Genomic DNA, 24,927 nt, shown 5'->3' with positions numbered 1-24,927 from the left:
CGCGCGCCGCCTGCCATCGCGGCGCGTGGCAGGCTCACCGCATCATTGCGCGACCAGTTCGACCCGGCGGTTCTTGGCGCGGCCGGCCTCGGCGTCGTTGGCCGCCACCGGCGCCAGCGACGCCACGCCCCGCGCCGACAGGCGCGCGGCCGGAATCTTGTAGTCCGACTCCAGCGCCTTGACCACGGCGTCGGCGCGCTTTTGCGACAGGTCCAGGTTGCCGGCCAGCGTGCCCTGGTTGTCGGTGTGGCCGACCACGTAGACCTTCAGCTTCGGGTTGGCGTTGAGCAGCTTGCCCATCTCGTCGAGCGCGGCCTTGGACTCGGGCTTGACCTCGGCCTTGTCGGTATCGAAGTAGACGCCGTAGACCGCGACCCGACCGGATTCGGCCAGCGATTTCTGCATGGCGGCCATGTCCAGCACCTTGACCTGCCCGGTCTGCATGGGCTTGGTCTCGATCACCTGCTGGAACACCGGCGTGATGTTGTTGGAGGTGTCGTCCATCACGTCCAGGAACACGTAGATGTCGCCGGTGGGCGCCTCTTTCTTGGCCAGCACCGCGTAGTACTTGCCGCCGAACGCCGCGTCGCCCTGCCCCGGCTGGCTGACCTTGCCGCTGTTCAGGACGAACGACTGGAAGTCGCCGCCGCACTGCTCGTCGCCCTTGCATTCGAACAGGGTCTTGAAGCCGCCGGCCTGCAGCGCGCCCTGGTAGTTGCGATAGACCTCCAGCGCCGACTTCTTGCCATCGATGCGATAGGCGATGCGCGTCAGCTTGCCTTCCAGCGTCATGCCCTTGGCCTCGCTTTCGCGGGTGATGGGCTGGTTGGGCATCACGGCTTCGTCGTAGTCCTTGAATTCGTAGGCACGGATCTCGGCGCCCTCGAAACGCGTCAGGGCGGGATGGTCGCGGGAACCCTTGACGTCTTCGGCCCAGGCGGACGAAGCCGCCGCCAGCGTGGCGGCGACGATGGCCAGACTCGCGGATTTCACGATATGCGCATTCACGATCTCTACACTCCCGACCGGCGGCGCCGGCATGCGTCCAGAACAAGGAAACGCCCGCGATGCGGGCGGCAGCCATTATGCATAGACGCAGCGGCGGTTGGAACCGCATGGGGTAACCAAACGTTGACGGCGGTAAGCGGCGTCAACAGGCCTCAGTTGAACGCATAGGCGTCCATCGCCAGCGCGCCGTACGAGATCTCGTCCGTCAGGCGAGTGGCCTGGCCGCCGCCCGCGCCCAGCGCCACGTAGAGCGGCATCAGGTGGTCGTCGTGCGGATGGGCCCGCGCCGCGCCCGGCGCGCGCGCCTGCCAATCGAGCAGCGCCGGCACGTCGTTGGCGGCCAGGTGTTCGGCATACCACGCCTGGAACGCCGGCACGTAAGGCGCCGGCGGCGCGTCCTGCGGCATGCGCACGTCGCGCAGGTTGTGCGTCAGCGACCCCGAGCCGATGATCAGCACGTCCTCGTCGCGCAGCGGCGCCAGGGCGCGGCCCAGTTCCAGCTGGCCGGCGGCGTCGCGGCCCATGTCCAGCGACAGTTGCACCACCGGCACGTCGACCTCGGGATAGAGATAGCGCAGCGGCACCCAGGCGCCGTGGTCCAGCGGGCGGCGCGGATCGCGGTCGGCGGCAATGCCGGCCTCGGCCAGCAGGGCCTGCGTGCGCGCGGCCAGCTCGGGCGAGCCGGGCGCGGCGTATTGCAGCGTGTAGAGCTCGGGCGGGAAGCCGCCGAAGTCGTGCCAGGCCACCTGCTGGTCACGGGTGGACAGGGCCAGGCCGTGGCCCATCCAGTGCGGCGACACCACCAAAATGGCGCGCGGTTTGCGGCCCAGGGATTGGCTCCAGGCGGCCAGCGCGGGGCCGGTGGAACCGGGTTCGACGGCCAGCATGGGGGAACCGTGGGAAACGAAAAGCGTAGGCCAGCGCATGGCGATGACTCCAGGAAAGCTTGATGATGGGTCCATTGTCGATCGAATCCAATCAGCAATAAATCCCCTAAACAGGCACGATCTGTTGCCAGAACAGCACCAATCCCCGGCCAATGCGGAGGCTCCGCCTGGCCGCGCTGCACGCCCTTGCTCCGCCCGATTCGCGGGCGCCAGGGCGCCACGGCGACCAGCGCCGTGGCGGGCGTTAAACTACGTCGTTACACACTTACTGGACGCCCTCCGAAGTCATGGCCCGATCCCGCAGCCAATCCGCTCCCCGCTTGACCCGCGACGCCACCCGCCTCATCACGCTTGCCCAATCGCTCAACCGCTCGGGCAGCCGTGTCGAAGACGTGTACTGGGAGAATCAGCTTGGCGAAGCGATTCCGAAACTGCTTAAGGCAGGCCAGGATGCCCCGCTGGAAGCCGCGCTGGACCATCTCGCCCAGGGCGACGTGGGCGCGTACGAAATCCTGATCGAACAGGCCGAGACGCTGTCCGAGTCGATGAAGATCGACAAGAACGGCGTGCGCCACGACGTCCTGCTGATCGTCGCGCCCGTGGTCGCCTGGACCCGCTACGCGATTCCCACCGGCCCGGTCCCGGCCGCCGCCCAGCAGGCGCTGCTGGCGCAGCTGCATGGCCATGTGCTGTCGAGCCAGGCCCGCAGCGCGCTGATGCCCTACCTGGTCAGCGTCGACCAGATGCCGCGCACGTTCTCGGAAACCTGGCAATGGCTGCAACGGCTGGGCACGCAGGCGCTGGGCGCCGAGACCACCAAGCCGGCGCTGAACACCGAGGCCGAAACCGCCAACATGCTGGCCGACACGCGCTATATCGTGGCGGCCGTGGCGGTGCCCGAGTTCGCGCCCGTGTTCCGCTGGCAGGAGCAGATCGGCGAAGCCGAGGCCAGCCGCGACGCCTGCCTGGCGCAATGGGCCGCGCAGGCCCAGCCGACGCTGGCCGGCCTGCTGCCGGGCTGCGGCTTCGAAGCCCTGCTGCCCGACGCCTACTACGTCAGCAACCGCGAGGCCGACCGCCGCGTGCGGCCGCTGTCGCTGCGCGCCGCCATCAGCTGGCTCGAAGGCGCGGTCAGCCTGGAAGCCTCGCAACTGCGCGCCGTGGTGGCCGGCTGCGGCGAAAGCCGCATCGACGAATACCGCGTCAGCTTCACCGCGCGCAACAGCAACGACGTCTACTACGGCTGCGTCTGGCCGCTGTACGGCCGCGAGGAAGACCTGCCGGCCGACGAGGGCCAGCCCGACGTGGTCGACGAGATCGCGGCGCTGCTCAAGGAATACGGCGTGAGCGACGTGCGCCGCATTCCCGGCGTGCTGCCCCCGGAATACTGCGAGGATTGCGGCGCGCCCTACTTCCCCAACCCGCTGGGCGAACTGGTGCACGCCGAACTGCCCGAGGACGCCGAGGCCGCGCCCGCCAAGTTCCACTGAGCCGCGTCGATGCAAGCGGACCTCTTCTGCCGCGTGGTCGACAACTACGGCGACATCGGCGTCTGCTGGCGCCTGGCGCGGCGGCTGGCGCACGGCCATGGCTGGGACGTGCGCCTGTGGGTCGACGACCTTTCCAGCTTCGCGCGCATCCAGCCCGGCATCGACGCCGGCGCCGCGCGTCAGGTCTGCCAGGAAGTGGATATCGTGCACTGGTCGGCCGCGCCCGATCCGGCGCTGGCCGCGCGCGACGTGGTGATCGAGGCCTTCGCCTGCGATCCGCCCGAGGCCTTCCTGGCCAGCATGCGCCAGCGCCACCCGGTCTGGATCAACCTGGAATACCTGAGCGCCGAGGCCTGGGTGGAAAGCTGCCACGGCCTGCCGTCGCAGCGGCCCGACGGGCTGGTCAAACATTTCTTTTTCCCCGGCTTCACGCCGGCCACCGGCGGCCTGCTGCGCGAAACCGGCCTGTCGGCCGAACGCGACGCCTTCCAGGCGGATCGCGACGCGCAGGACGCATTCCTGCGCGGCCTGGGCGTGGCGGACAGCCTGCTGTCGCTTCGCCGCAACGGCGCCCGCACGGTGTCCCTGTTTTGCTACCCGAGCGCCCCGGTCGACGCGCTGGCCCGCGCGCTGGCGGCGACCCCTGGCGCCACCCTGCTGCTGGTGCCGGAAGGCGTCGCCCCCCGGCTGGAAGCGGCCTGCGCCGTGCCCGGCGGCCCGGCCGTGGCGCGCCTGCCGTTCGTGGCCCAGCCCGACTTCGACCGCATCCTGTGGTGCGCCGACCTGAACTTCGTGCGCGGCGAGGACTCGTTCGTGCGCGCGGCATGGGCGGCGCGGCCGCTGGCCTGGCAGATCTACCCCCAGGACGAGAATATCCACCTGGAAAAACTCGACGCCTGGCTGGCGCGCTATCCGGCCCCGGAACCGGCCGTGGATCTCATCCGCGCCTGGAATCAGGAGGATGCGGGCGCCGCCGCCGAGGCCGCGCTGGTGGCGGCCCTGCAACCCGGCCCCTGGCAGGCCTGGAACCAGGCGGCCCGCGACTGGGACGCGGCGCAGGCCGCCCGGCCCGACCTGGCGGAGAATCTGGCGGGTTTTTGCGCAGAGTTGGCCAAGAAACGCTAGAATAGAGAGTTTTCTGAGTCGCCCTGGATTGTCGGCGCCTCAACTATGACGCCTCCCGGGGTGTGCATGAAGCCAGATGCGCGGGCTCGTTCTGACGGGTTCCGCGCGAATCTCCAGGCTGATGTCGATGGGCCTTGCGGCCCGTTGCCAGGCGCCTTCGGCGGCTTTCTGCAAGCACGGCGAGTGCACCCTTTCCCCCCGGAGTTTTATCGATGAAAACCGCTCAGGAATTGCGAGTCGGCAACGTGGTCATGGTCGGCAAGGATCCCCTCGTGGTCCAGAAGGCCGAATACAACAAGTCCGGCCGTAACGCCGCCGTCGTCAAGCTGAAGTTCAAGAACCTCTTGACCGCCTCGGCCAGCGAATCGGTCTACAAGGCCGACGAAAAGTTCGAAGTCGTGCAACTGGATCGCAAGGAGTGCACGTACTCCTACTTCGGCGACCCGATGTACGTCTTCATGGACGAAGAGTACAACCAGTACGAAATCGAAGCCGAAAGCATGGGCGACGCGCTGAACTACCTGGAAGAAGCGATGCCCGTGGAAGTGGTCTTCTACGACGGCCGCGCCATCTCGGTGGAACTGCCCACGACCATCGTGCGCGAAATCACCTACACTGAACCGGCCGTCCGCGGCGACACGTCGGGCAAGGTGACCAAGCCCGCCAAGATCAACACCGGCTACGAACTGAACGTGCCGCTGTTCTGCGCCATCGGCGACAAGATCGAAATCGACACGCGCACCAACGAATACCGCAGCCGCGTCAACAACTGATCCGGCGGCAGGTACGAAAAAGCGCCAGCCCTTCGGGGTCTGGCGCTTTTTTTTGCCTGGCGCGGCGGACAAGGCCGGCCGCGGCTATTGCAGGCGCTCGTCGTCCAGAAAGTCGGGCACGGCCATGACGTCGATGCCATCCTCGGCCAGGGCCTCGCGCTCTTCGCGCGTGGCGGTGCCGCGGATGGGGCGGTCGTCGGCGTCGCCCTCGTGGATGCGGCGCGCTTCCTCGGCGAAGCGCGCGCCGACGTTTTCGGTATTGCGCAGCAGCGCGCGCACCTGGCGCATCACCACCGCCTGCAGCGCCGACATCTTCTCGGCGTCGGTGGCGCCGGCCGGCGCCGCCGGCGGCACCGCGGGCGCGTGCAGGTGCGCCACGTTCAGGCGCGGCGCCGACAGGCGCTTGGTGATGCTGGCCGAGCCGCAGACCGGGCACGACACCAGTCCACGCGCCTGTTGCGCGTCATAGTCTTCGTGCGAGCCGAACCAGCCTTCGAAGATGTGGCCGTGCTCGCACTGGAGGTCGAAAACTTTGAGAGCCATGGTGGGAATATGGGGGCTGGCATCCAGAATACAAGAAAGCGCGCGCGCACTCCTGGATACCGGGCCGCGAACGGGGTTTTCGGCCGATTCCGGGCGGTTTGGCGGCATTCGCGCCACACACCGGCGGCGGCTTCCGCCCCGCGCCCAACGAAAAGCGGGCCCGTGGGCCCGCTAGCTGGCGTGCGAGGCGCTTACTTGCCGCGCCTGGGCGTGGCCGGCGCCTGGCCGATCTGCGCCTGCTGCGCCTGCAAGGCGTCGATCTGGCGTTGCAGGTCGCGCAGTTGCTGGCGCACGTCCTTCTGCTGGTCGGCCAGCGCGGTGGCTTCCTGGCGCGACTGCTCCTGGCGCGCGGCGACCTGCTCTTCCTGCTGCATGCGCAGGGTGCGGTCGGCCTGCAGCGTGCTCAGTTCAGCGCTGCGGCTGGCCAGCAGCTTCTCGGCGTGGGTGTATTCGGCCTGCAGCTTGATGCGCTTGATGTCCACTTCGGCCAGGTCGGCCGACTGGGCCGCAAAGGCGCGGTAGGTGGCCTCGGCCTGCTTGTCCGACTTGGTCTTGAGCACCCGCCAGAAATCCTTCTGCTGGAACAGGGCCACGTAGTAGGTCAGATCGTCCGGCTTGAACAGCAGGCTGGCGCCGTACGTGCCGTTGTAGCTCGTACGCAGCTCGGAAACCTGGCGGTTCTGGATCAATCCCTGCAGCTCGGCCACCGTCGACGACGGGCGCGCGGCGGGCGCCGGCGCGGGCGGAGTCACCGGCGTGGAGGCAGCCTGCTTGTCCTCGACCTGCTGCACCGTGGGGCGCGGGGGCTCGGATTGCGCGCTGGCGCAGGCCGCCAGGCCGGACAGGGCCGTACCCAACAGCGCCATGCGCGCGGCGGCACGGATAAAGTGGACGTTCATGCCTTCCCCAAAAAAAACGTTGCGGAACTATAGCAATTTATTTCGCTCGCGGCTGACGCGCTTACATAGCACAGCGCGATACTGTCGCGCGCTAAGGGCCATTCCCTATTGCGCCACGCCGGGCCCACGGCAGAAGGCCTCATGAGGCCTCCACGATGCCATCGGCGGTTTCGCCCTGGCCGCCGCCCAGGTGCAGCTTGCGCATCTTTTCCCACAGCACCTTGCGGCTGATGCCCAGGGTGTTGGCGGTGTCCTGGCGGCGCCAGCCATTGACGTCCAGCGCCGCCAGGATACGGGCCCTTTCGGCGCGCTCGGCGTCGGTGAAGACTGGCGGTTCACACTGGCTGCTGGCGCCGGCCGCGGCCAGCGCGCCTGGCGCCCGCAGCGGCTCGGCCAACTGGTCGAAAATGCGCTCGATGCGCGGCTGGTCCCAGGCCTGGAACTGGCGCCGCACGATGGCCACGCGTTCGGCCACGTTGGACAATTCGCGCACGTTGCCGGCATAGCGGGTGCGCGCCACCCGCTCGACCAGCCAGCCCGGCGGCTCGCCCTCGGCGCCCAGCCGTTCGAGCAGCGCGCGGAAGATCGCCGCCTTCTCCTCGGGGCCGCGCTGCTCCAGGTTGGGAATGCGCAGCTCGATCACCGCCAGCCGGTAGTACAGGTCGGCGCGGAACTCGTCCTGGCCCACCAGCACCCGCAGATCCTTGTTGGTGGCCGCGACCAGGCGGAAATCGACCGGCACCTCGACGGTCGAGCCCAACCGCGTGACCGCGCTCTGCTCCAGCACCCGCAGCAGCTTGACCTGCTGGTAGAGCGGCAGGTCGCCGATTTCATCCAGGAACAACGTGCCGCCGCTGGCCTGCTCGAAGTAGCCCTTGTGCGCCCCCACCGCTCCTGTGAAGGCGCCCTTGGCATGGCCGAAGAAGTGCGCTTCGAACAGGCCCTCGGGGATGGCGCCGCAATTGACCGCCACGAACGGCCCGTCCGACCAGGCGGCGCGGTCGTGCAGCAGGCGCGCGATGCGTTCCTTGCCCACGCCGGTCTCGCCGTGGATCAGCACGTTGCTGCGGCAGTCGGCGAACATCTCGGCCTCGGCCAGCAGCGCCCGCATCGGCTCGGACACCGCGATCAGCGGCTGTTCGCGGCGCGGCGCGCCGCGGCTGAACTGGTCCAGCGTGCCGAGCAATTCGAACAACAGCTTGCGCAGGTCCGACGTGGTGAAGGCCAGCGGCAGTGTGTAGGAGTATTCGGGCGGGTAATAGCGCGGATCGCGGCCGCGCGCCTCGGCCGCCACCCAGATCACCGGCATGGCCTGCCCCGACAGCCAGTCATAGCCGCTGAAGCGGTTGTCGCCCATGACCGAGACCGAAACCAGCGCCACGGCCGGGCGCGACGGATCGCGCGGCGGGGGGAACGCGGTGCCGGCATCGGCCCGCACCAGCGAGACGTCCATGCCGGCCAGGCAGCGCTCGGCGCGGCTGGCGATGTCGGAGGTGCCCTCCCAGACATAGACGTCGAATTCTTCGCGCGAGAATTTCTGGGTCATGGCGACCACCGCGCCGGCCAGGGTTGGACAGGAATCAAGGGCTTCATCATCAATACACCAGACGGGGCTTGCCGCAGTCCACCGACAGCAGCGATACATCGGTTTGGCCGACGCTCAGGCCAAGCAGGTCCAGCAACTGCTGCAGCAGGGTCGACAGCATGCCCAGCAGCGGCTGCAGCAGCGTCACCACGATCGACAGCACGCCGCCCACCTGATTGCCGCCGCTCAGCGCCAGCGTGGACACCGCGTTGACGCGGCATTGGCGGATGGCGTCCGGCGTAATCGCCAGCAGACAGGTCACGTCGCTCAGCGGCGCCAGCAACAGCGAATTGAGGAGGTTGCCGACCAGCTGCAGCGTGCCGCCCAGCACCCCGGTCAGGCCGCCGGTGGACATGCGCTGGCCCAGCTGGTTGAGCGCGGTCGAGGACCACTGCATGTCGTTGACCACCTGCGAAATGGACTTGCCGGGATTGCTGCCCCCGCCGCCGACCAGGGTGGTGGCCAGCGAGGCGCGCTGTTCCGGCGTCAGCGGCGTGCCGGTGCCGATCAGGTCGCCCAGGATGCCGCCGACCACGGCGTCGGCCAGGTTCGAGGCCAGCGCGCCCAGGTTGATCGAGGTGGCGTTGACGGTGGCGGTGGAATTGGGCGACGGCGGTTCGGTCAGCGTGACCGACACGGGCGCGGTCGAATTGAAAATCGGCAGCGTGACCTTGCTGGTGAGCGGCAGGATGCCGAGCACGTTCAGCACCTGGTAGCGCTGGATCGCCGCGAACGAACTCGGCTGGCAACTGTTGGTGATGGACAGGAAATTGGCCTGCACGTTGTCGACGGCCGACGACATGCCGGGAAAGCGTCCCAGGCAGATGTTGGCGACGGATGAAGTCACGTCGATGGTGGCCTGCGACTCGGTCAGCGGCGCCTGGCACAGCTTGGAAACGGTGCCGGTCGATTGCGCCACGTCGATGATGATGGGCAGGTCGATCTTGGTGCCCAGCGTGTTGGCCAGCAGCGGCCCGACCAGCGGGATGTTGCTGGTGTTGGCCCGCAGATAGACGCGGATGCCGGCGCTGGTGGCCTGCGTGCCGACGCCGCCCACGCCGATGGAGGGCGGCTCGACGATGCGCACCTGCGATTGCACGCCCAGCAGCGGCACGTTCAGGCCCAGGTTCACCAGGTTCTGGCCGTTGGCGATGACCAGCGCGGTTTCCAGCACATTGAGCGCGTTGATGTTGGCCTGCAGCGCCGAATTGATGTCGCCGCTGATCACGTTCAGGTCGAGCACGCCGCCGTCGCCGAACAGCTTGACCGGCAGGTTCACCGGCATCACGTTCAGCACCACGTTGATGGCGTTGGTCAGCAGCCCGAGGCTGGCGCCGGCGGTGTCGCCGGCCTTGTTCATGACCGTCAGGGTGGCCTGCAGCAGCTGGCCCAGCGTCAGGTTGTTGAGCGCGGCCAGCTGCGCCGGCGTGCCCACGCCGGTGGCCACCGACACCGGCAGGCCCAACGCTTCCAGCAGGCCGGACGGCGTGATGTTGACGCTCGCCAGGCCGGCGGCGTCGAGAATGTCCAGCTGCGCCGGCGTGGCGCCGACGGTGGCCAGCAATTGCGACAGCAGGCCGCCCTTCTGCAAACGCAGCAGGCGCGAGCCGACCGTGAACACGGCCACCGGCTGGGTGTTGGCCGCCACGGAGATGGTCTGCACCGGCGTGCCGCCCACGATGAACGCCGGCAGCAGGCTGCTCAGGGTCTTGTTGAGCGTGATGCGCAGCGCGTTCGGCACCTGCCCGCTGCTCGGATCGAACAGGTACATGCCGCTGGCGTCGGGGCGCGAGGTGTCCCAGAGCTTGCACTCGACCGTCACGTCGCCGGCGGCGAAGGTGTCCAGGATGTTGGGCACGTTGGCCAGCACCGCGGCCTGTCCGGCGGCCTGGGCCCGGGCGCAATCGGCGGGCGCGCCCATCCCCAGCACCTGCACCGCCGACAGCGCGGCCAGGTCCGTGGCCTTCTGCATCTCGCGCTTCATATAGTAGGCATAGCCCAGCTGGGCCACGCCCAGCAGCACCAGGCCGACGATGACCGCGAAAACGATGGCCACCGTCATGCTGCCTCGCTGCCGCGGGCAGATTGCAGAACGGGAATGCGTGGCTGGCATGATCGCGGCTCCGTGACTCGATGAGACAGGTCCTGCCCAATCAATTCGTGTTGTTGGTCTGCACCCGCTTGTCGAACCATTCGGGGATCGGCCGGGTGAAGCTGTCGATGTAGCGGTTCCAGGCGGCGGTGGATGCCGCGCCCAGCACCGGCAGCGCCGCGCCCGCGCGGCGGCCGTCGGCCTGGGCGGCCAGCAGGCCGCGCGTGATGTCGCCGAATTCCTCCCGGGCCTGCTCGGGCTGCGCGGCCGCCTGGGGCGCCGGCTGCGGCATGGGCGTCTGTACCTGCTGAACCACTGGCCGCGCCGGCATCTGCGCGGCCGGCGCGGCCGCTGGCGCGGTGGCGGGCACCGGCGCGGCCTGGGCCACGCCGCCCCCGCTCATGGCGCCGGTCAGGGGCGTATTCGATTGCGCCTGGCTGGCCCAGGGCGCGGCCCCGGCCAGGGTCAGCAGCAGGGAAAGCGAAGCGTAGGAAGCGGTTCGAGACATGGTCGGGGTTCCTGGTTAGCGCATGATCGGGCCGTTGCCCAGTCTGTCCATCAAGGGGCTCATGACCGGCATCACGATGCCCTCGCCCCGCGACACGCGGGTGCTCGACACGTCGGCCGCGGTGGCCCCGGCGCTCGCCGAGGTGACCGCCGGGGCGGAGGCCTGGCTGCGGATCTCGGTGGCCAGGCGCAGCACCTGGCCGCGCGCCTCGTCGCCGAGCTTGGCGCGGTCCATCACGTTCTGGGCCCGCACCGGTTCGCCTTCGACCAGCAGCAGCAGGGCCAGGTTGGCCAGCACCTTGGCGCTTTCCGGCGCCAGCTCGGCGGCCTGGCCCAGCGGCACGCGCGCGCCGGCCGGATCGCCGGCGCGCAGGCGCGCATAGCCCAGGTCGCCCAGGATGCGCGGGTCCATCGGCGACAGCTTGGCGGCGCGCGCGAAGTAGTCGGCGGCCTGGTCGAACTGGCCGCGCGAGCCGGCGATCAATCCCAGCCCGTGCCAGCCATCGGCCGCTTGCGCGGTGCCGATCAGGGCGCGGTAGGCCTGCTCGCTGGAGGCGGTCTGGCCCGTCTGGCGCAGCGCCTCGGCGCGCAGTACCGCGATACGCGGATCGTTGCCGAACTTCTGCTGGAATGCCTCGATATAGGCCAGCGAGGCGAAGTAGCGCTCCTGCCGCTGCGACTCGGCAATCATCGACAGCATCATGTCCGGCTCGGTCGGCTTGCGCCGGTTCTCGGCTTCGTCCTCGCGCTGGCGCATCAACGCCTGCTCCTGCTGCTGTTGCTGGATCAGCTGCCAGGCGGTCTCGGCGTTGTTGGTCTGGCACCCGGCCAACGTCCCGGCGCCCGCGGCCACCGCCGCCACCAGGGTCCAACGCCACGCGCACCGCGCATTTCCCATACCGCCCGCCATCACATGCCCCCCATGCGCGACAAACCGCGCAATACCGCCACGAAGCCCGCGCCGCCTGTCACGATCAACAGCGCCGGCAACAGGGTCACGATCATGACCGCCGTCATCTTGACGGTGGTCTTGCCCACTTTTTCCTTCAGTTCCAGGCGGCGCTTCTCGCGCAGGCGTTCGCCAAAGCGGTTCAGCGGCTCCTGCACCGCGCCGCCGTGCTGGTCGACCTGTGCGATCAGCCGGCAGATGGCCGACAGGTCGTCGTTGTCGAAGCCGGCCGCCAGCCGCGCCAGCGATTGCTCGCGGGTGCGGCCGCGCACATAGAGCTCGGACGCCAGCCGCAGCTCGTACGCCAGCACCGGCAGCACCTGGTCGAATTCCTTGGTCAGCACCTGCAGGCTCTGGTCGATCGACAGGCCGACCCCTTGCAGCAGGCGCAGCAGGTCGATCAGCAGCGGCAGTTCGTTGGCGGCCTGCTTGCGGCGCCGCGACAGGCGCCGGCGCACGAACCACTTGGGCAGCATGTAGCCGATGGCGAAACCGAAAAAAGCCGCCACGAACAGGCCCAGCGACGAACCGCCGACCTTGCGTCCCAGGTCCAGCGCCACCGCCGCCGCCGGCAGCAGCAGCGCCAGGGTGAAGCGCGCCACGATGAAGCGCAGCCGCGCCGTGGCCGGATTCTGGTAGCCCGCCATGTCGACCAGCTTGCGGTCCTCGCCCGCCAGCAGGGCCTCGGCGAAACGGCCTTCGCTCAGGCGCTTGCCGAACGAATCGGCGGCGCGCGTGGCCGCGGCCAGGCGTCCCTGCATGCCCTCGGCCGGCGGCGCGGCCGCGGCCTGCGCCTTGGCGCGCCCCTCGCGCGTGGCCAGGGCCTGGTCCACCACCTGGCGGCTGCGGTCCTGCCCACGCAGGCGCCGGGTCATGCTCAGGCCCACCACCAGCATGGCGGCGGCGACCAGCATCAGCGCCACCGCCAGCACCGTCGAGACATTCCAGGATTCGATCGCTTGCATGCGCGGCGCCCTCAAATGGCCTTGGCCATGCGGTACAGGATGTACGAGCCGCCCAGCTGCAGGCAGACCGCCGTCATCAGCATCTTGAAGCCCAGCGGATCGACCCACAGTCCCATGAACAGGTCATTGTTGGCCACCATGATGAAGCCGGCGATGCCCAGCGGCAGCAGCGCCAGGATCCAGGCCGACAGCCGGATCTCGGCCGAACTGGCCGACAGCTCGGCGCGCGCCTGGCCGATGTCGCGCATGAATGCGGCCATGCGCTCGAGCACCTGGTCGCTGCGGCCGCCAAAGCGCAGCGCCACGGAAACCACCGCCGCCACCATGTAAAGCTCTTTCATGTCGTACTGGCGCGAAACCTGCACCAGCGCCGCGTCCAGTTCCTTGGCCGAACGGCTCAGCGCGGCCGCGGTCTCGACCACTTCGCGCAGCGGCTCGTCGGTGGCGGCGGCCGCGGTCTGGAAGGCGGAAGCCATGCTGTTGCCGATGGTGACCAGGCGCACGATGTTGTCCAGGAACGCCGGCAGTTGCGACACGCGCCGCCGCTGGCGCCGGTCGGCCCGCAGCCACAGCAGGAAATAGGCGAACACGGACAGCAGCACCAGCGCCACCAGGGCCGACAGCCAGCCCAGAAAGGCCCAGGCCAGCAGCGCGCCCGCCACGATGGGCAGGATCAGCCGGGCGTAGAAACCGGGACTCTGGCGCACGCCGCCCTGCAACAGCAGCATGTCCCAGCGCGAAAAGCCGCTGCGCAAGGCGCGCGCGCCCTGCGCGAACGGCAGCTTGCCGCTGACCGGCGCGCCGCGGCTGCGGCGCAACTGGTCTTCGAGGAAAGCGGAACTGGCGGCCCGCCGCTGGCCGCTATTGGCGTGCCGCCACAGCAGCACCGCCGCCAAGGCCAGCACCAGCGCCAGGCCACCGATCACCCCGGCTTGCAGCATCAGCGCCTCCTGCTCCAGAAGCCGCCGCCCTCCGACTCGGGCGGCGTGTTGTCGGCGGGACGTTGTTCGTTGCGCATCTTGGCCAGCTTGGGCGTGTGCGGATGGATGCCGAGCCAGTTCCAGCGGTCCTTTTCCTCGCCCTCGGGGGTGGCGAAGGTCTCATGGCGGTACAGTTCCTGGGTCGAGATCACGCTGTCGCCCATGCCGGTGACCTCGGTCACCGACAGCACCCGGCGCTTGCCGTTGGACAGGCGGCCGATCTGCACGATGAAGTCGAGCGCGCTGGCGATCTGGCGCCGCAGGCTGTCCTCGCTGCCCTGGAAGCCGGCAAAGCCCGCCAGCATCTCGATCCGGTACAGGCATTCGCGCGGCGAGTTGGCGTGGATCGTGGCCATGGAGCCTTCGTGGCCGGTGTTCATGGCCTGCAGCATGTCCATCACCTCGGCGCCGCGCACTTCGCCCACCACCACGCGGTCCGGGCGCATCCGCAGGCTGTTGCGGATCAGTTCGCGGATGCTGACCGCGCCGCTGCCGTCAAATCCGCCCTGGCGCGATTCCAGCCGCACCACGTGCGGATGGTTCAGCGACAACTCGGCCGTGTCCTCCACCGTCACCACGCGCTCGGTCTCCGGAATGAAGAAGGCCAGCGCGTTCAACAGCGAGGTCTTGCCGGAACTGGTGCCGCCGGACACCAGGATGTTGCAGCGGTTCTTCACCGCTTCGTGCAGCAGGCGGTAGATCTCCTCGTCGAAGGTGCCCAGCGTCAGCAGGTCGGCCGGCTTGAGCGGATCCTGGCGGAACTTGCGGATCGACACCATCGGGCCGTCCACCGCCAGCGGCTCGATCACCACGTTCAGGCGGCCGCCATCGGGCAGGCGCGCGTCGACCATGGGGCTGGACTCGTCCAGCCGGCGGCCGATCGGCGCCAGGATGCGGCGCACGATGCGCAGCACGTGCTGGTTGTCGGTGAAGCGCAGCGTCTCGCGCGCCAGCACGCCGCGGCGCGACACGAACACGTTGTCGTAGCCGTTGATCAGGATGTCCTCGACCGCGGGGTCGGCCAGCAGGTCCTCCAGCGGCCCCAGGCCGGCCAGTTCCTTGGTCAGCGCCTCGGCGATCTGGCGCATCTCGCCTTCGTTGATCGGCACGCGCCGCAGGCGCACGAAGCTGGCCACCTCGATGTCGACGAATTCCTGGATCGCCGAGCGCGCCCAGCGGCCGAATTCCGCCCCCAGCTCCTCGATGCGCGAGAGCAGGTGCTCGTAGGCCGCCGTCTTCACTTCCTGGAAGCGGTTGGACGACGCGAAACCCTTGTCGCCATCGCTGCCGAATTCTATGGTCGCTGTCATGATCATGTGGGATCCCGCCGCCTTGCGTTACTCGACCACCATGCGGCGGTGCACGCCGGGCAGCCACGTGGCCAGCCAGCTTGCCCGCCCGCCGGGCGTGTTTTCTTCCGCGCTCAATTTCTCGGCCAGCGCCTGTACCGCGCGCACATAGACGTCGCGCTCGGCCTCCTCGTGCAGCAGGTGGCCCTGGTTGGTGCAGACCATCAGCGCCAGCGTGCGGTCCGGCAGCGTGCCCACCAGGTCGAGCTGGAAGCGCTCGGCGATCTGCTGGGCCGTCATGCCGTAGCGTTCGTCGTAACGGTTGACGATCAGGCCCAGACTGCGGCGGTCCACATGCAACTGCTCCAGTTCCTGCAACAGCCCGGCCAGCGACACCAGCGCGCCCACGCTCTGGTCGGTGACGATCCAGTTCTGCTGCGAGGCGCGCGCCAGGCCGGCCACGAATTCGGGATTGGTGAACCCGCCCGAGTCGGCCACCACCACGCCGAAGTGCTGGCGCATGCGTTCGAACACCAGCAGCGAATCGGATTGCGACACGTCGCGCATCTGGCCCAGGTCGCGCGGCAGCGCCAGCACGCTCAGGCCATTCGCGGTATGCGACATGGCCGAACTCAACAAGGTCGAATCGAGGCGGCGCAGATTGCGCGCGGCCTCGGCGAAATCGAAATCGCCGCCGATGTTCAGGTACAACTGGCAATCGCCCACCGGCCAGCCCAGATCCATCAGCGCCACCCGGCTGCCCAGGGGCAGGTGGCTGCCGCTGTCCGCGGCCGGCTTGGCGCTCTTGGCGCCCGAGGCCGCGGCGCGCGCGCCATGCTGCTGCTTCAACCGATCCTGCACCATGCCGGCCAGGTGCACCGCCAGCGTGCTGGTGCCCACGCCCGGCCGCGCGCCCAGCAGCAGCACGCTGCGGCGCGAGCCGTCCATGCGGCCGCCGCCGGCCGGCACGTCCAGCAGGCGCTGCACCACGTCCTTGACTTCCTGCGGCGCCACGGTCGGATCGACGAAGTCGCTGACCCCCGCGCGCAGCGCGGCGATGGCGCCTTCCGGCTGGCTCAGCAGGCCCACCGCGACGCGCGGGATCGTCGGCGCGATGCGCGCCAGCAGACGCGCCAATTCGGCCGACTTGAACAGCTTGCCAGGTTCGTCCTCGCTCAAGGTGAAGTCCAGGAACACCACCTGCGGCTCGATTTCGGACAGGCGCCTGCCCAGCTCCTCGACGCCCGGGACTTCCTGGGTCAACAAGCCCATGTCGCCCAGCGCCTGCCCGAGCTGCGCGGCGACGCCGTCGCCCTTGGAACAAAACAGAAACCGATTGCCGTTCTGCAAGCCAACCCACTCCCTGGCATGTGTCTTCATATCGCTCACCGTGAGAAACCCGGCATTTGCTGCCCGCCTACTGGGCCCATCAGGTAATAACCCCAAGCATTGAACGCGGTGTCGGTCGCTTCCTGTTTGGCCCCGGGCAGCGGCAGGGTCACGCCGCGCGCAATGGGCCGCACCAGGCGCGGCGTCACCACGATCACCAGCTCGGTGTCCTCCTGGGTGTAATCGACACTACGGAAAAACGAACCGATGATGGGCAGGTCGCCCAGCATGGGTACCTTGTTGACCAGCGCCTTGGTCTGGCGCGACACCAGGCCGCTGACGACGAAGCTCTCGCCGTCGCCCAGTTCCACCGTGGTGTCGGCGCGGCGCGTGCGCAGCGCCGGGATCAGCGTGGTCGAATTGGTGCCATTCGAGATCGCGATGGCGTTGCTGTAGTCGAGCTCGCTGGCCTCCGGCGCCACCTTCAACGCGATGCGCTCGCGCGACAGCACCGTGGGGGTGACCGTCAGGCCGATGCCGAACGGCTTGAACGTCACCGTGGTCGTGCCCAGGCCGCCCGCCTCGGGAATCGGCAGTTCGCCGCCGGCCAGGAAACTGGCGCTCTGTCCGGTCAGGGCCACCAGCGTGGGCTCGGCCAGCACGCGCGCCATGCCATTGTTCTGCAGCAGCCGCAGGCGCGCGCTGAAGTCATTGGAGTCGTAGAACAGCGAGAAGCCCGAGGCCAGGGCCGCGGTCTTGCTGAACCCCAGCGGCGCCGGGAAGCCGTCGGGCGTGATGGAGTTGGTGCCGCCCCACGGCCCGCTGCGGCCGGCGAAGCTGATGCCGGCCTGCTTCATGACCGAGCGCGACACCTCGACCACCTTGACCTCGACCTGCACCACGCCGCCGGTGCCGGCGGTCGACACGTCGACCACGTTCTTGTCGCCCACCACCGCGCCGGCCGCGGCCACCGAGGCCTGGTGCGACAACGGTGAATCGGCCTGGCCCGAGACCACCGCGCGGTCGCCCGCCACGTCGACGTTGGCGCCGCCGCTCATGCCGCGCCCGGCCATCACCTGCTGGACGTTGCCCGCCACCCGCACGTTCCACAGCTGCGGCGCGGCATTGGCGCCGGTCCAGACCTGCAATTGCGTGGTGCCGGGCTTCTTGCCGTACAGCAGCAGCGAGGCCTGCCGCTTGCCGGAAGCCGGCAGCACCTTGACGTCGGCCACGTCCGGATCGCCAATGGCGATGCGCGCCGGCGCGCCATCCAGCATGAGCGTCTGCTGGCCTTTGACCGCCACGGCGATGTCGCGGGCGGGCGCGGGCGCGCCCGGCGCGGTCTGCAAGGCGGTCTGCGCCAGTCCGGCCGCGCCGTGGGTCATTGCCGCTGCGGCCGACAGGACGCAGATCAGGGTGGTGCGCTGAAATCTCTTCATTTGCTGGATCTGGTTGACAGGTAAGGTCCAGCCGCGGGCGGCACCAGGCCACGCGCAGCCACGTTTCAATAGCGCACGCGCTCGGATTTGTCTCCTCGCAGTATTTCCACCGTGCGGCCGCCCGCGCCGCCGGCGGCGCGGGCCGGCGCGGGCCTGGCCGCGGGTGTCGGGGCATCCAGTTGCGCCAGGCTGTCGCCGGCGTAGGCGCGGTTCGGACCGCTTTGCAGTTGTTCGCGCTGTTCCGGCGTCAGGTCGGCGCGCGCCGGCAGCACGGCGCTGCGCTGCGCGAACAGCTGGGTATCCGGCTTGCCCTCATCGCCCACCGGCCGCAGCGCCAGTTGCAGGCGCCCAGAACGGCTGGCCAGCACCAGTTCATTGACCTGCTCGACCGGCACCGCCAGCACCGCGGTGCGGGCCGGCTGCCCGGGCGGGCCGGGCAGCGTGGATTTTCCCTCGGGACCGTCGACCGAGGCCGCGCCATACGCCAGCACGCGCACCTGCGATTGCAGCAGCCGGGCCTGTCCGCCCTGGATCTCGACGCCCTTCTCCAGCAGGAAGAACACATCCACCAGGTCTCCCGGCGCGATGCGGTTGCCGCCGCCCACCACCTCGTCAACGGCGATCGCCAGCGCGCGCTCGCCCGGCTTGAGCTGGCGCGCCAGGCCCTGCGCCAGCATGCTGGGCAACAGCGGGTCGCCCGCGGCCACGTCGACCCGCGTGTAGGCGCCCTGCAGCGGCGTGGTCGCGCTGTAGCTGCCCGACAGCGCCACCTGCCACTGATCCACCCTGAGCATCTTGTCGCTGTCGATACGCGTGCCGGCAGGGATCGCCGCGGCCGCCACCACCACCGGATAGCGCTTGACCGGCGTCTCGGCCGGCGGGGTCGCCGTGGCCGCCACCGGACCGGCCGGCGCCGCCGGCGGCGCCGACGGTTCCGACGCCAGGCGCCAGGCCACGAACGCCAGCACAATGCCCGCCGCCAACAACACGCCCGCGATGATCTTGCTCAGACTGCTCATGGTGTCCCTTGGGAGATTTGCACGATGGCTTTGGACGACAGCCGGGTCGGAATCCAGTTCTTGTCGGTCCCCGGCAACATGGCGATGAACGCCTGGAAGGTCGAGAGCACCGGCCAGGCCTGCACGTTGAAAGTCATGGCGACCGTGCTGCACTGGGCTGTCTGTCCGCCCGAGCCGCTCCACGCGCACGGCGCGCTGGTGGCGGCGCAGGCCACCGCCGAGCCGCTGCCGAACACGCTCATGGCCGCCGAGCAGGCCGCGCCGGGCACATCCGCCTTACCGGAAAAGCGCGCGTAGACCGCGGCCCGCGCCCCTTCCGAGGCGGCCGAGGCCAGTTGCTGCTGCATCCAGAACAGCACGCCGTAACCCACCACCGCGCAGACGAACATCAGCAGCATCGTCACCATCAACGAGAACTCGAGCGTGGCGATGCCGCGCTGGCCGTCTGCGCGGCGGCGGCCGGTGGCGGCATCGAAGGCGGCGCGCTCGTTCATGTCAGGGGCTCCCGTCCAGCGCGTTGCCCAGATGGACCGTGGCGCGCGCGCTCAACACGCTGGAGGGCGGCATCAGCGCCTGCGCCAGGAACGGAAAATTCGGGATCAGCGGATTGGCGCCGTAGGGATAGCTGACCGTCACCTCGATCTGGTCGGCGCTCAGCGGCAAGCCGCTGCAGGCCCCGCCCGCGGTGCTGCTGAGCGTGCCGGTGGCGCCGCACACCGCCACCGCCACGGCGGCCGATGACATGGTGGTGATCCAGCCGGAGCGGTCCAGCGCGATATCGCGGCCGGCATTGGCGCGCACGGTCAGCGAGGCGGCGCCCGGCTGCCATTGCAGGACCTTGCGGGCGCCGTCCTGCGCGGCCAGCGTGACGGAGTGCTGCGCGGTGAACACCAGGGCATACGTCAGGATCGCGTAGAACACCAGGAAAAACACCACGAATACCAGTCCGAATTCAAGGGAATAAACACCACGCTGAGCGCGGCCGCGCCCAGGTAGGCGCCGTAGGGGATCTGGCGAGCCCGAAGCGGCAGCGCCCGGCTTCGGGAAATGAACAGGTAGAGCAGCGCGTGCAGGCCGGCCAGCAGGCTGGCGGCCACCAGCGTCATGACCAGGGGCGCAAAACCCAACAGCAGCCCGAGGATGGCGATCGCCTTGACGTCGCCCGCGCCCATCAGACGCCGCGTCCAGAGGGGAAAGAATGGCAATGCCAGCGCGAAGCCGGCCAGGGCCATGGACCAGCCGGCCCAACGCGGCGGATAGCCCCATGCGGGCGCCAGCCAGGCCGCCAGCAGCCACAGCGCCTGTCCCGCGAATCCCGCGACGATGAGCGTGTTGGGTACGCGGCGATAGCGCAGATCGGTGTATATCAACACCAGATTCCAGCATGCGAACAACAGCCACCACAGCGCTTCCCCTGGATACAAGGCAGGACCTTCTGACGGTTTCGGATTCAACCTGGCAAGACATCCCCGCGCGCAATCCGGCGCGCCACGCCGTCAATCCGCAACCGCCCGAAGTCGCTGCGCGGGAAATGTGGTCAATAAGGGCTCCGCGCCCGGCGGAGCGGCAGGCCCGACCGTTCGACCCGCCTTGGCCGAAGCCAGGCGCGCCGAAGCGGCCGGGGCCATCGGCTTCACTTGGACGCGTTGGCGAGCTTGGCCTGTAGCGACGTGAACAGGCCGCTGAGCGCGCCCGTGAATGTCGCCAACGCCGCTACCAGCGCCACCGCAATGGTGCCCGCGATCAGCCCGTATTCCAGGGCGGTGATACCTTCTTCTTCGTTCCAGAACTGCGCAAGTTTCGCTTTCATATCGAGCTCCTGAGGTCTCGCTTGATAATCGAGCCATGCCATCGAGATGGCGCTGGCCCCCTAAGCCCGGTGCTGCCGGCGCGTTGGCGTGTTCCACACCCCGCGCCCTCCGGGTACCGCAACAGACGCTAACCCGGCCCCAGGGTGGATCCGGGCGCCCTGCCCGGCTCCACCATGGGAGCCGATTCAATGATCGAGTCGATGCGCTGCGCCAGGCGCGCGCGGAACCGGCGCGACGCGCGCTGCAAATGCCAGCGCATCACCAGCAGCATGACGGCCGACAGCGCGAACGCGATGTACGGCAGCATCACCCCGCCGATCTGCATGCTGGAAAAATCCCTCGGCGTGGTGCAGACCACCGTTCCGGCCGCCGCGCCCGTGTAATGCATGCCGCACACGGCGATCGCCATCAAAATGGCCGCCGCGACGCGCTGTAGCTCATTGCGCGTATTGAAAGCGAGCCACAATGCGGCTGACGCGGCAATTACCGCTATCAATACCGATAAAACAACCATCGGCAGATTCCAGATAAATACGGCCGGCATGCGCATGGCGCTGATGCCGACATAATGCATCGCCGCTACGCCCAGACCCGCGGCCAGGCCACCCACCAGGCAGCGCATAAATGTGAAGCGCTCGCGGCCCACATACCAGAAGGCCCACCCGGAAAAACCCGCCGCCACCAGGAAGCTGAGCGCCGTCAATCCAATCTGGTAACCCACGCTGAACGGCAATTCCTGTGCCTGCATGCCGATGAAATGCATGCTCCAGATGCCGACGCCGCCCATCGCCAGGGCGCCGATAAGGATGTAACCGATGCGGATCTCGCCGTCCTGCATTTCGGTACGGATGCCGACCGCCGCCAGCAGCGCGACATAGGAGCCCAAGGCCGCCATCAGGAACGACAGCGCGACCAGGCCGCCGTGGAACGAGAGCGGGACGATATCGCCGGGGTTCATTCGCGGCCCCTGTGGGTGGGCCGCCGGCGAGCTTGCGCGGCCGGCGTGCGGGCAACGATTCCGTTGCGGTCATCCTGGTCCATCTGCGGACTCCCGAGAGCCTGTAAACCCGATGTGTTTTGAAACGTTTATATAGTCTTATCTATTAACAATTAATACACATCAGGGTTTATACCAGTATTCGCAACACTGCGACAGCTTACTTGTAACGAATACCCGGAAATTCGCCACCTTCATTTTCCGGAATACCGGTAAACCCTGTACCGCGCATTGTCAGGATTGCGTTTCATTGCCGTCTGTTGTTATATCCACGTTTCCAGGCAGTCACATGAAATAATTTGTCATTACCCAGATGCGCTGGCAACATACCGCCTGAGCGGCGCGCGACCCGTTTTATCCATATAGCGACCCCGTATATTTAAAGCCTTTATTCAGGCCATTTACCGGACACCTGTTTAAAACGGCCTTGGCGGCAAACGAGAGACAACACGGCATGAGACGTACGCTTCCTGCAAGTCCGCTTTCCCTCGCCCTGATCTGCACGCTGGCCGCCCTGGGCACTGCCCATGCCGATGGCCCGTTGCGTGGCAATCCCGTCGACGCCATGCCCCAGATAGAACGGCCGCCCACCGCCACCCAGCCGCCCCCGGTGGTCCAGGCGCAGACCCCGGAACAACTTGCCCTGCAGGCGCGCCTGGCGCAGCGCATCGTGCCGCGCAACTTCGACGTCACCGGCGTGCACGAAATGCCGTTCGAGGAGGTGGCCAACCTGCTTTCGCCGCTGTCCGGCAAGGAGATCAGCCTGGGCGAACTGGTGCAGCAGGTCGACAAGATCACGCAGCTGTACCGCGACCGCGGCTACCCGCTGTCGTTCGCGCTGGTGCAGAACCAGAGCTTCGCCAACGGCCTGGTGGTGGTCACCGTGGTGGAAGGCTATATCGGCACGGTGCGCATCGAAGGCGACATTGGCAACGCCCAGGACAGGCTGGAATCGCTGGCCGAGCCGCTCAAAGAAGAAAAGCCGCTCAAGCAGGCCACGCTGGAACGCGTGCTGAACCTGATGCGCACGGTGCCCGGGGTGAAATTCACGCCGTCGCTGGACCTGCCGCGGCGCGCCGACGGCGCCACCGAACTGGTGCTGGCGGCGTCGCGCCAGCCGGTCAGCCTGACCGGCGGCGTCGCGGACCTGGGCACCGGCATGCAGCCGCTGGTGAACCTGGCCACCAACAGCCTCACGCCGCTGGGAGAACAGGTCAAGCTGACGGCCTCGGTGCCGTTCAACACCGACGACGTCAAATACGTATCGGGCGAAATCCGCGTACCGCTGGGCAACGACGGCCTGGCCGTCAAGATCGACGGCTACCACTACGACGCGCGGCCCAAGGACGACGCCATCGACTACCTGGGCTTCAACCGCCGGGTCAAGAACGACCGCATCGGCATCGGTGTCAGCTATCCGTTCCTGCTCAACAACACCCGCTCGCTGACCGGCACGCTGGGCGTGTACGCCGCCAATTCCAAGGACCGCTACGAGGCCAAGGAATCCGACCGCTGGCTGCAGCAGGACGCGCAGGTACGCGCCGCCAATCTCGAAATGCGCTACATCCAGGTGTCGGAATCGGCGACCTCGGACGTGACGCTGGCGGTCGCCAAGGGCTTCAACACCGCCGGCGCCAAGAAGGAGATCAACACCAACTATGGCTACTCGGCGGTGCCGATCCTGGACCTGGACTTCACCCGCTACAACCTGAATGCCAAGCAGACCTTCGCCCTGCCGGCGCAGTTCGGCCTGACCCTGTCCGGCGCCGCGCAGTATTCGAGCAATATCCTGCCGTCCTCGGAACAAGTGTCGTATGGCAGCTGGCGGTATGCGATGGGTTATCCGCAAGGCGAGCAGAGCGGCGACAAGGGCGTCGGGGTTTCCGCTGAGGTCAATCGCCGTTTCGGCATCGGCTGGCAGTATCTGACCAACGTGCAGCCGTATGCGCTGATCGACTATGCCCGCACCTGGTACAACAATTCCGGCCTGCAGCAATTGAATCAGCGCCACCTGTCATCGGTGGCGCTGGGACTGCGATTTACCGACGACAAGTACTACCTGTTTGATTTCAACGTGGCCAAGCCGATTGGTTCGGCCACCGTCAACGACAACCGCAACGTGCGCTTCAACGCCAATTACTCGTTGTATTACGACGCGTTCTGATCCGCGGCGATATCCCGCGCCATGCCCTCGCGCCTGTTTCGACAGGCGCTTTTTCTTGCCCGTTCCATACACCGCGTTACGTAACGTGGCCCGTAACGTAACGGCTGATACGGGCTCGAACGTAACATTCGCAGGCGGCGCGTCATCGTAAAAATGGGGGATTCCCAATATTGGTACAAACCCTCTGTTTTTCTTTCAAACCGTTGATTTATATGGATTTTATTTTATTGGAAGAGAGACTGAACAGGGCCTGACATCGCGTTCGAAAAATATTGGCACGGTTTATGCATGTAGGGATGTATCGGGCAGTTTCCACGCCTGACACTTCCCCCCACAGGAGCTCGCCATGAATGCCAAGATTGAAACGCAGCGCGTACAACGTATTCTGACCTCCACCGTCATGGCGGCCGCGCTGATGAGCGCGCTGGCCGCATGCGGCGGGGGTGGCGGCGGCCACAAGAGTTCGGCCGCCCTGCCCGGCACGGATATTCCGACCAACCCCGGCGGTCCGAACAATCCGAACAACCCCGGTAATCCCAATAATCCGAACAACCCCAACAATCCGAACAATCCCAACAATCCGGTCACGACGGGCTTGCTGCAAACCACGTTGGGTAATACCGGCAACGCCGTCGACAACACGCTGCCCCTGAACCTGGGCACCACGCTGGGCGGCGTCGGCAAGGCGCTGGATCCCACCGTCAAGCCGGTGGTCGATACGGTGGTCGGCCTGACCCAGCAAGTGGGCGCCACCACCGGCCTGGGCCAACCCGTGGACGGCACGGTCAAGCAAGTGGGCGGCCTGGTCGAAGGCCTGGGCACCACGGTCAAGGCCACCGGCCTGCCCGGCGGCCTGAGCAGCGGCGTCGGCGGCCTGGTGGAAGGCCTGGGCAAGACGGTGGCCAGCACCGGCGGCCTGTTGAACGCCGATCCCAAGAACCCGCAGCCGCTGACCACGATCCTGGGCAACGCCACCAACGCGGTGGGCGCCTTGACCGGCGGCCTGTCCGGCCAGGGCGGTCTGCTGAACCCCGTCACCCAGCTGGTCGGCGGCGTGACTGGCGGCGTGCTGGGCG

24 protein-coding genes are annotated in these 24,927 nt (G+C 68.0%); 5 read left to right on the top strand and 19 right to left on the bottom strand.

From position 1 onward, the window contains the following. Nucleotides 1–42: 42 nt before the first annotated feature. Entirely contained in the window at nt 43–1,041 is a 999-nt protein-coding gene (locus AruCF_RS08525) for an OmpA family protein (protein WP_049073016.1), read from the bottom strand. Nucleotides 1,042–1,160: 119 nt separating this feature from the next. Beyond that, nucleotides 1,161–1,934 (bottom strand): DODA-type extradiol aromatic ring-opening family dioxygenase, encoded by a 774-nt coding sequence (locus AruCF_RS08520; RefSeq protein ID WP_080977380.1) that lies wholly within the window; start codon nt 1,932–1,934, stop codon nt 1,161–1,163. Between the two features lie 248 nt (nt 1,935–2,182). On the opposite strand from AruCF_RS08520, the gene AruCF_RS08515 reads away from it, so the two are divergent. The 3 genes from AruCF_RS08515 to efp all read left to right on the top strand — a co-directional run bounded on the left by AruCF_RS08515 (nt 2,183) and on the right by efp (nt 5,283). Then, nucleotides 2,183–3,385 carry a DUF2863 family protein gene (locus AruCF_RS08515; RefSeq protein ID WP_049073014.1) on the top strand — a complete coding sequence of 401 codons (1,203 nt, stop codon included), beginning with the start codon at nt 2,183–2,185 and terminating at the stop codon, nt 3,383–3,385. 9 nt (nt 3,386–3,394) lie between these two features. Then, a complete protein-coding gene (earP, locus tag AruCF_RS08510; RefSeq protein ID WP_049073013.1) occupies nt 3,395–4,510 on the top strand; it encodes an elongation factor P maturation arginine rhamnosyltransferase EarP in 1,116 nt (371 codons plus the stop codon). 212 nt (nt 4,511–4,722) lie between these two features. After that, nucleotides 4,723–5,283 carry an elongation factor P gene (gene efp / locus AruCF_RS08505; RefSeq protein ID WP_006220534.1) on the top strand — a complete coding sequence of 187 codons (561 nt, stop codon included), beginning with the start codon at nt 4,723–4,725 and terminating at the stop codon, nt 5,281–5,283. A gap of 84 nt (nt 5,284–5,367) precedes the next feature. Here efp and AruCF_RS08500 read toward each other — a convergent pair whose 3' ends face one another. The 17 genes from AruCF_RS08500 to AruCF_RS08420 all read right to left on the bottom strand — a co-directional run bounded on the left by AruCF_RS08500 (nt 5,368) and on the right by AruCF_RS08420 (nt 21,648). Beyond that, complete coding sequence (locus AruCF_RS08500; RefSeq protein WP_049073012.1) at nt 5,368–5,826, bottom strand: DUF1178 family protein; 459 nt, start codon at nt 5,824–5,826, stop codon at nt 5,368–5,370. A gap of 191 nt (nt 5,827–6,017) precedes the next feature. Then, a complete protein-coding gene (locus AruCF_RS08495; RefSeq protein WP_049073011.1) occupies nt 6,018–6,725 on the bottom strand; it encodes a DUF2968 domain-containing protein in 708 nt (235 codons plus the stop codon). A gap of 139 nt (nt 6,726–6,864) precedes the next feature. Then, nucleotides 6,865–8,271, bottom strand: a complete 1,407-nt coding sequence (locus AruCF_RS08490) for a sigma 54-interacting transcriptional regulator (RefSeq protein ID WP_049073010.1) — start codon at nt 8,269–8,271, stop codon at nt 6,865–6,867. Between the two features lie 49 nt (nt 8,272–8,320). Further along, nucleotides 8,321–10,372 (bottom strand): pilus assembly protein TadG-related protein, encoded by a 2,052-nt coding sequence (locus tag AruCF_RS08485; protein WP_080977379.1) that lies wholly within the window; start codon nt 10,370–10,372, stop codon nt 8,321–8,323. Between the two features lie 91 nt (nt 10,373–10,463). Next, the gene (locus AruCF_RS08480; RefSeq protein WP_049073008.1) at nt 10,464–10,910 is read right to left on the bottom strand and encodes a DUF3613 domain-containing protein; all 447 of its coding nucleotides are present in this window, start codon (nt 10,908–10,910) and stop codon (nt 10,464–10,466) included. A gap of 15 nt (nt 10,911–10,925) precedes the next feature. Continuing rightward, on the bottom strand, nt 10,926–11,807 hold the full coding sequence (locus tag AruCF_RS08475; protein WP_144419113.1) for a tetratricopeptide repeat protein: 882 nt from the start codon (nt 11,805–11,807) through the stop codon (nt 10,926–10,928). Nucleotides 11,808–11,818: 11 nt separating this feature from the next. Further along, nucleotides 11,819–12,823: a type II secretion system F family protein gene (locus tag AruCF_RS08470; RefSeq protein ID WP_049073006.1), complete on the bottom strand. Its 1,005-nt coding sequence runs from the start codon at nt 12,821–12,823 to the stop codon at nt 11,819–11,821. Between the two features lie 11 nt (nt 12,824–12,834). After that, nucleotides 12,835–13,764 carry a type II secretion system F family protein gene (locus tag AruCF_RS08465; RefSeq protein WP_049073005.1) on the bottom strand — a complete coding sequence of 310 codons (930 nt, stop codon included), beginning with the start codon at nt 13,762–13,764 and terminating at the stop codon, nt 12,835–12,837. Next, on the bottom strand, nt 13,764–15,119 hold the full coding sequence (locus tag AruCF_RS08460) for a TadA family conjugal transfer-associated ATPase (RefSeq protein WP_049073004.1): 1,356 nt from the start codon (nt 15,117–15,119) through the stop codon (nt 13,764–13,766). Before AruCF_RS08460 ends, AruCF_RS08465 begins: the two co-directional genes overlap by 1 nt. 21 nt (nt 15,120–15,140) lie before the next feature. Then, nucleotides 15,141–16,481, bottom strand: coding sequence for a MinD/ParA family protein (locus AruCF_RS08455; protein WP_049073003.1), 1,341 nt, complete (start codon nt 16,479–16,481; stop codon nt 15,141–15,143). Beyond that, nucleotides 16,478–17,860: a type II and III secretion system protein family protein gene (locus AruCF_RS08450; protein ID WP_100508219.1), complete on the bottom strand. Its 1,383-nt coding sequence runs from the start codon at nt 17,858–17,860 to the stop codon at nt 16,478–16,480. Before AruCF_RS08450 ends, AruCF_RS08455 begins: the two co-directional genes overlap by 4 nt. Nucleotides 17,861–17,925: 65 nt before the next feature. Then, nucleotides 17,926–18,879 (bottom strand): Flp pilus assembly protein CpaB, encoded by a 954-nt coding sequence (cpaB, locus tag AruCF_RS08445; RefSeq protein ID WP_049073001.1) that lies wholly within the window; start codon nt 18,877–18,879, stop codon nt 17,926–17,928. Then, nucleotides 18,876–19,373 carry a TadE family protein gene (locus tag AruCF_RS08440; protein WP_049073000.1) on the bottom strand — a complete coding sequence of 166 codons (498 nt, stop codon included), beginning with the start codon at nt 19,371–19,373 and terminating at the stop codon, nt 18,876–18,878. The genes cpaB and AruCF_RS08440 overlap by 4 nt, the downstream gene beginning before the upstream one ends. 1 nt (nt 19,374) lies before the next feature. Beyond that, nucleotides 19,375–19,815, bottom strand: a complete 441-nt coding sequence (locus AruCF_RS08435; RefSeq protein ID WP_049072999.1) for a TadE/TadG family type IV pilus assembly protein — start codon at nt 19,813–19,815, stop codon at nt 19,375–19,377. Then, the gene (locus AruCF_RS08430) at nt 19,782–20,249 is read right to left on the bottom strand and encodes an A24 family peptidase (protein ID WP_049077659.1); all 468 of its coding nucleotides are present in this window, start codon (nt 20,247–20,249) and stop codon (nt 19,782–19,784) included. Before AruCF_RS08430 ends, AruCF_RS08435 begins: the two co-directional genes overlap by 34 nt. A gap of 263 nt (nt 20,250–20,512) precedes the next feature. Continuing rightward, nucleotides 20,513–20,689 carry a Flp family type IVb pilin gene (locus AruCF_RS08425; protein ID WP_049072998.1) on the bottom strand — a complete coding sequence of 59 codons (177 nt, stop codon included), beginning with the start codon at nt 20,687–20,689 and terminating at the stop codon, nt 20,513–20,515. Nucleotides 20,690–20,817: 128 nt separating this feature from the next. After that, complete coding sequence (locus AruCF_RS08420; RefSeq protein ID WP_049072997.1) at nt 20,818–21,648, bottom strand: MHYT domain-containing protein; 831 nt, start codon at nt 21,646–21,648, stop codon at nt 20,818–20,820. Between the two features lie 493 nt (nt 21,649–22,141). On the opposite strand from AruCF_RS08420, the gene AruCF_RS08415 reads away from it, so the two are divergent. Continuing rightward, the gene (locus AruCF_RS08415; protein WP_049072996.1) at nt 22,142–23,851 is read left to right on the top strand and encodes a ShlB/FhaC/HecB family hemolysin secretion/activation protein; all 1,710 of its coding nucleotides are present in this window, start codon (nt 22,142–22,144) and stop codon (nt 23,849–23,851) included. A gap of 346 nt (nt 23,852–24,197) precedes the next feature. Further along, the coding region (locus AruCF_RS29810; RefSeq protein ID WP_254431179.1) for a collagen-like triple helix repeat-containing protein at nt 24,198–24,927 on the top strand (730 nt) is incomplete at its 3' end.

Origin of the sequence: Achromobacter ruhlandii, assembly GCF_002082135.1 — a bacterium.
Taxonomy (GTDB): Bacteria; Pseudomonadota; Gammaproteobacteria; order Burkholderiales; family Burkholderiaceae_B; genus Achromobacter; species Achromobacter ruhlandii.
This window is presented reverse-complemented; position numbering and strand designations above follow the sequence as displayed.

Coding starts and splice junctions, on each gene's coding strand:
- AruCF_RS08525 (WP_049073016.1), bottom strand. CDS start 1,041: ATGCCGGCGCCGCCGGTCGGGAGTGTAGAGATCGTGAATGCGCATATC.
- AruCF_RS08520 (WP_080977380.1), bottom strand. CDS start 1,934: ATGCGCTGGCCTACGCTTTTCGTTTCCCACGGTTCCCCCATGCTGGCC.
- AruCF_RS08515 (WP_049073014.1), top strand. CDS start 2,183: ATGGCCCGATCCCGCAGCCAATCCGCTCCCCGCTTGACCCGCGACGCC.
- earP (WP_049073013.1), top strand. CDS start 3,395: ATGCAAGCGGACCTCTTCTGCCGCGTGGTCGACAACTACGGCGACATC.
- efp (WP_006220534.1), top strand. CDS start 4,723: ATGAAAACCGCTCAGGAATTGCGAGTCGGCAACGTGGTCATGGTCGGC.
- AruCF_RS08500 (WP_049073012.1), bottom strand. CDS start 5,826: ATGGCTCTCAAAGTTTTCGACCTCCAGTGCGAGCACGGCCACATCTTC.
- AruCF_RS08495 (WP_049073011.1), bottom strand. CDS start 6,725: ATGAACGTCCACTTTATCCGTGCCGCCGCGCGCATGGCGCTGTTGGGT.
- AruCF_RS08490 (WP_049073010.1), bottom strand. CDS start 8,271: ATGACCCAGAAATTCTCGCGCGAAGAATTCGACGTCTATGTCTGGGAG.
- AruCF_RS08485 (WP_080977379.1), bottom strand. CDS start 10,372: ATGACGGTGGCCATCGTTTTCGCGGTCATCGTCGGCCTGGTGCTGCTG.
- AruCF_RS08480 (WP_049073008.1), bottom strand. CDS start 10,910: ATGTCTCGAACCGCTTCCTACGCTTCGCTTTCCCTGCTGCTGACCCTG.
- AruCF_RS08475 (WP_144419113.1), bottom strand. CDS start 11,807: ATGGGAAATGCGCGGTGCGCGTGGCGTTGGACCCTGGTGGCGGCGGTG.
- AruCF_RS08470 (WP_049073006.1), bottom strand. CDS start 12,823: ATGCAAGCGATCGAATCCTGGAATGTCTCGACGGTGCTGGCGGTGGCG.
- AruCF_RS08465 (WP_049073005.1), bottom strand. CDS start 13,764: ATGCTGCAAGCCGGGGTGATCGGTGGCCTGGCGCTGGTGCTGGCCTTG.
- AruCF_RS08460 (WP_049073004.1), bottom strand. CDS start 15,119: ATGATCATGACAGCGACCATAGAATTCGGCAGCGATGGCGACAAGGGT.
- AruCF_RS08450 (WP_100508219.1), bottom strand. CDS start 17,860: ATGAAGAGATTTCAGCGCACCACCCTGATCTGCGTCCTGTCGGCCGCA.
- cpaB (WP_049073001.1), bottom strand. CDS start 18,879: ATGAGCAGTCTGAGCAAGATCATCGCGGGCGTGTTGTTGGCGGCGGGC.
- AruCF_RS08440 (WP_049073000.1), bottom strand. CDS start 19,373: ATGAACGAGCGCGCCGCCTTCGATGCCGCCACCGGCCGCCGCCGCGCA.
- AruCF_RS08425 (WP_049072998.1), bottom strand. CDS start 20,689: ATGAAAGCGAAACTTGCGCAGTTCTGGAACGAAGAAGAAGGTATCACC.
- AruCF_RS08420 (WP_049072997.1), bottom strand. CDS start 21,648: ATGAACCCCGGCGATATCGTCCCGCTCTCGTTCCACGGCGGCCTGGTC.
- AruCF_RS08415 (WP_049072996.1), top strand. CDS start 22,142: ATGAGACGTACGCTTCCTGCAAGTCCGCTTTCCCTCGCCCTGATCTGC.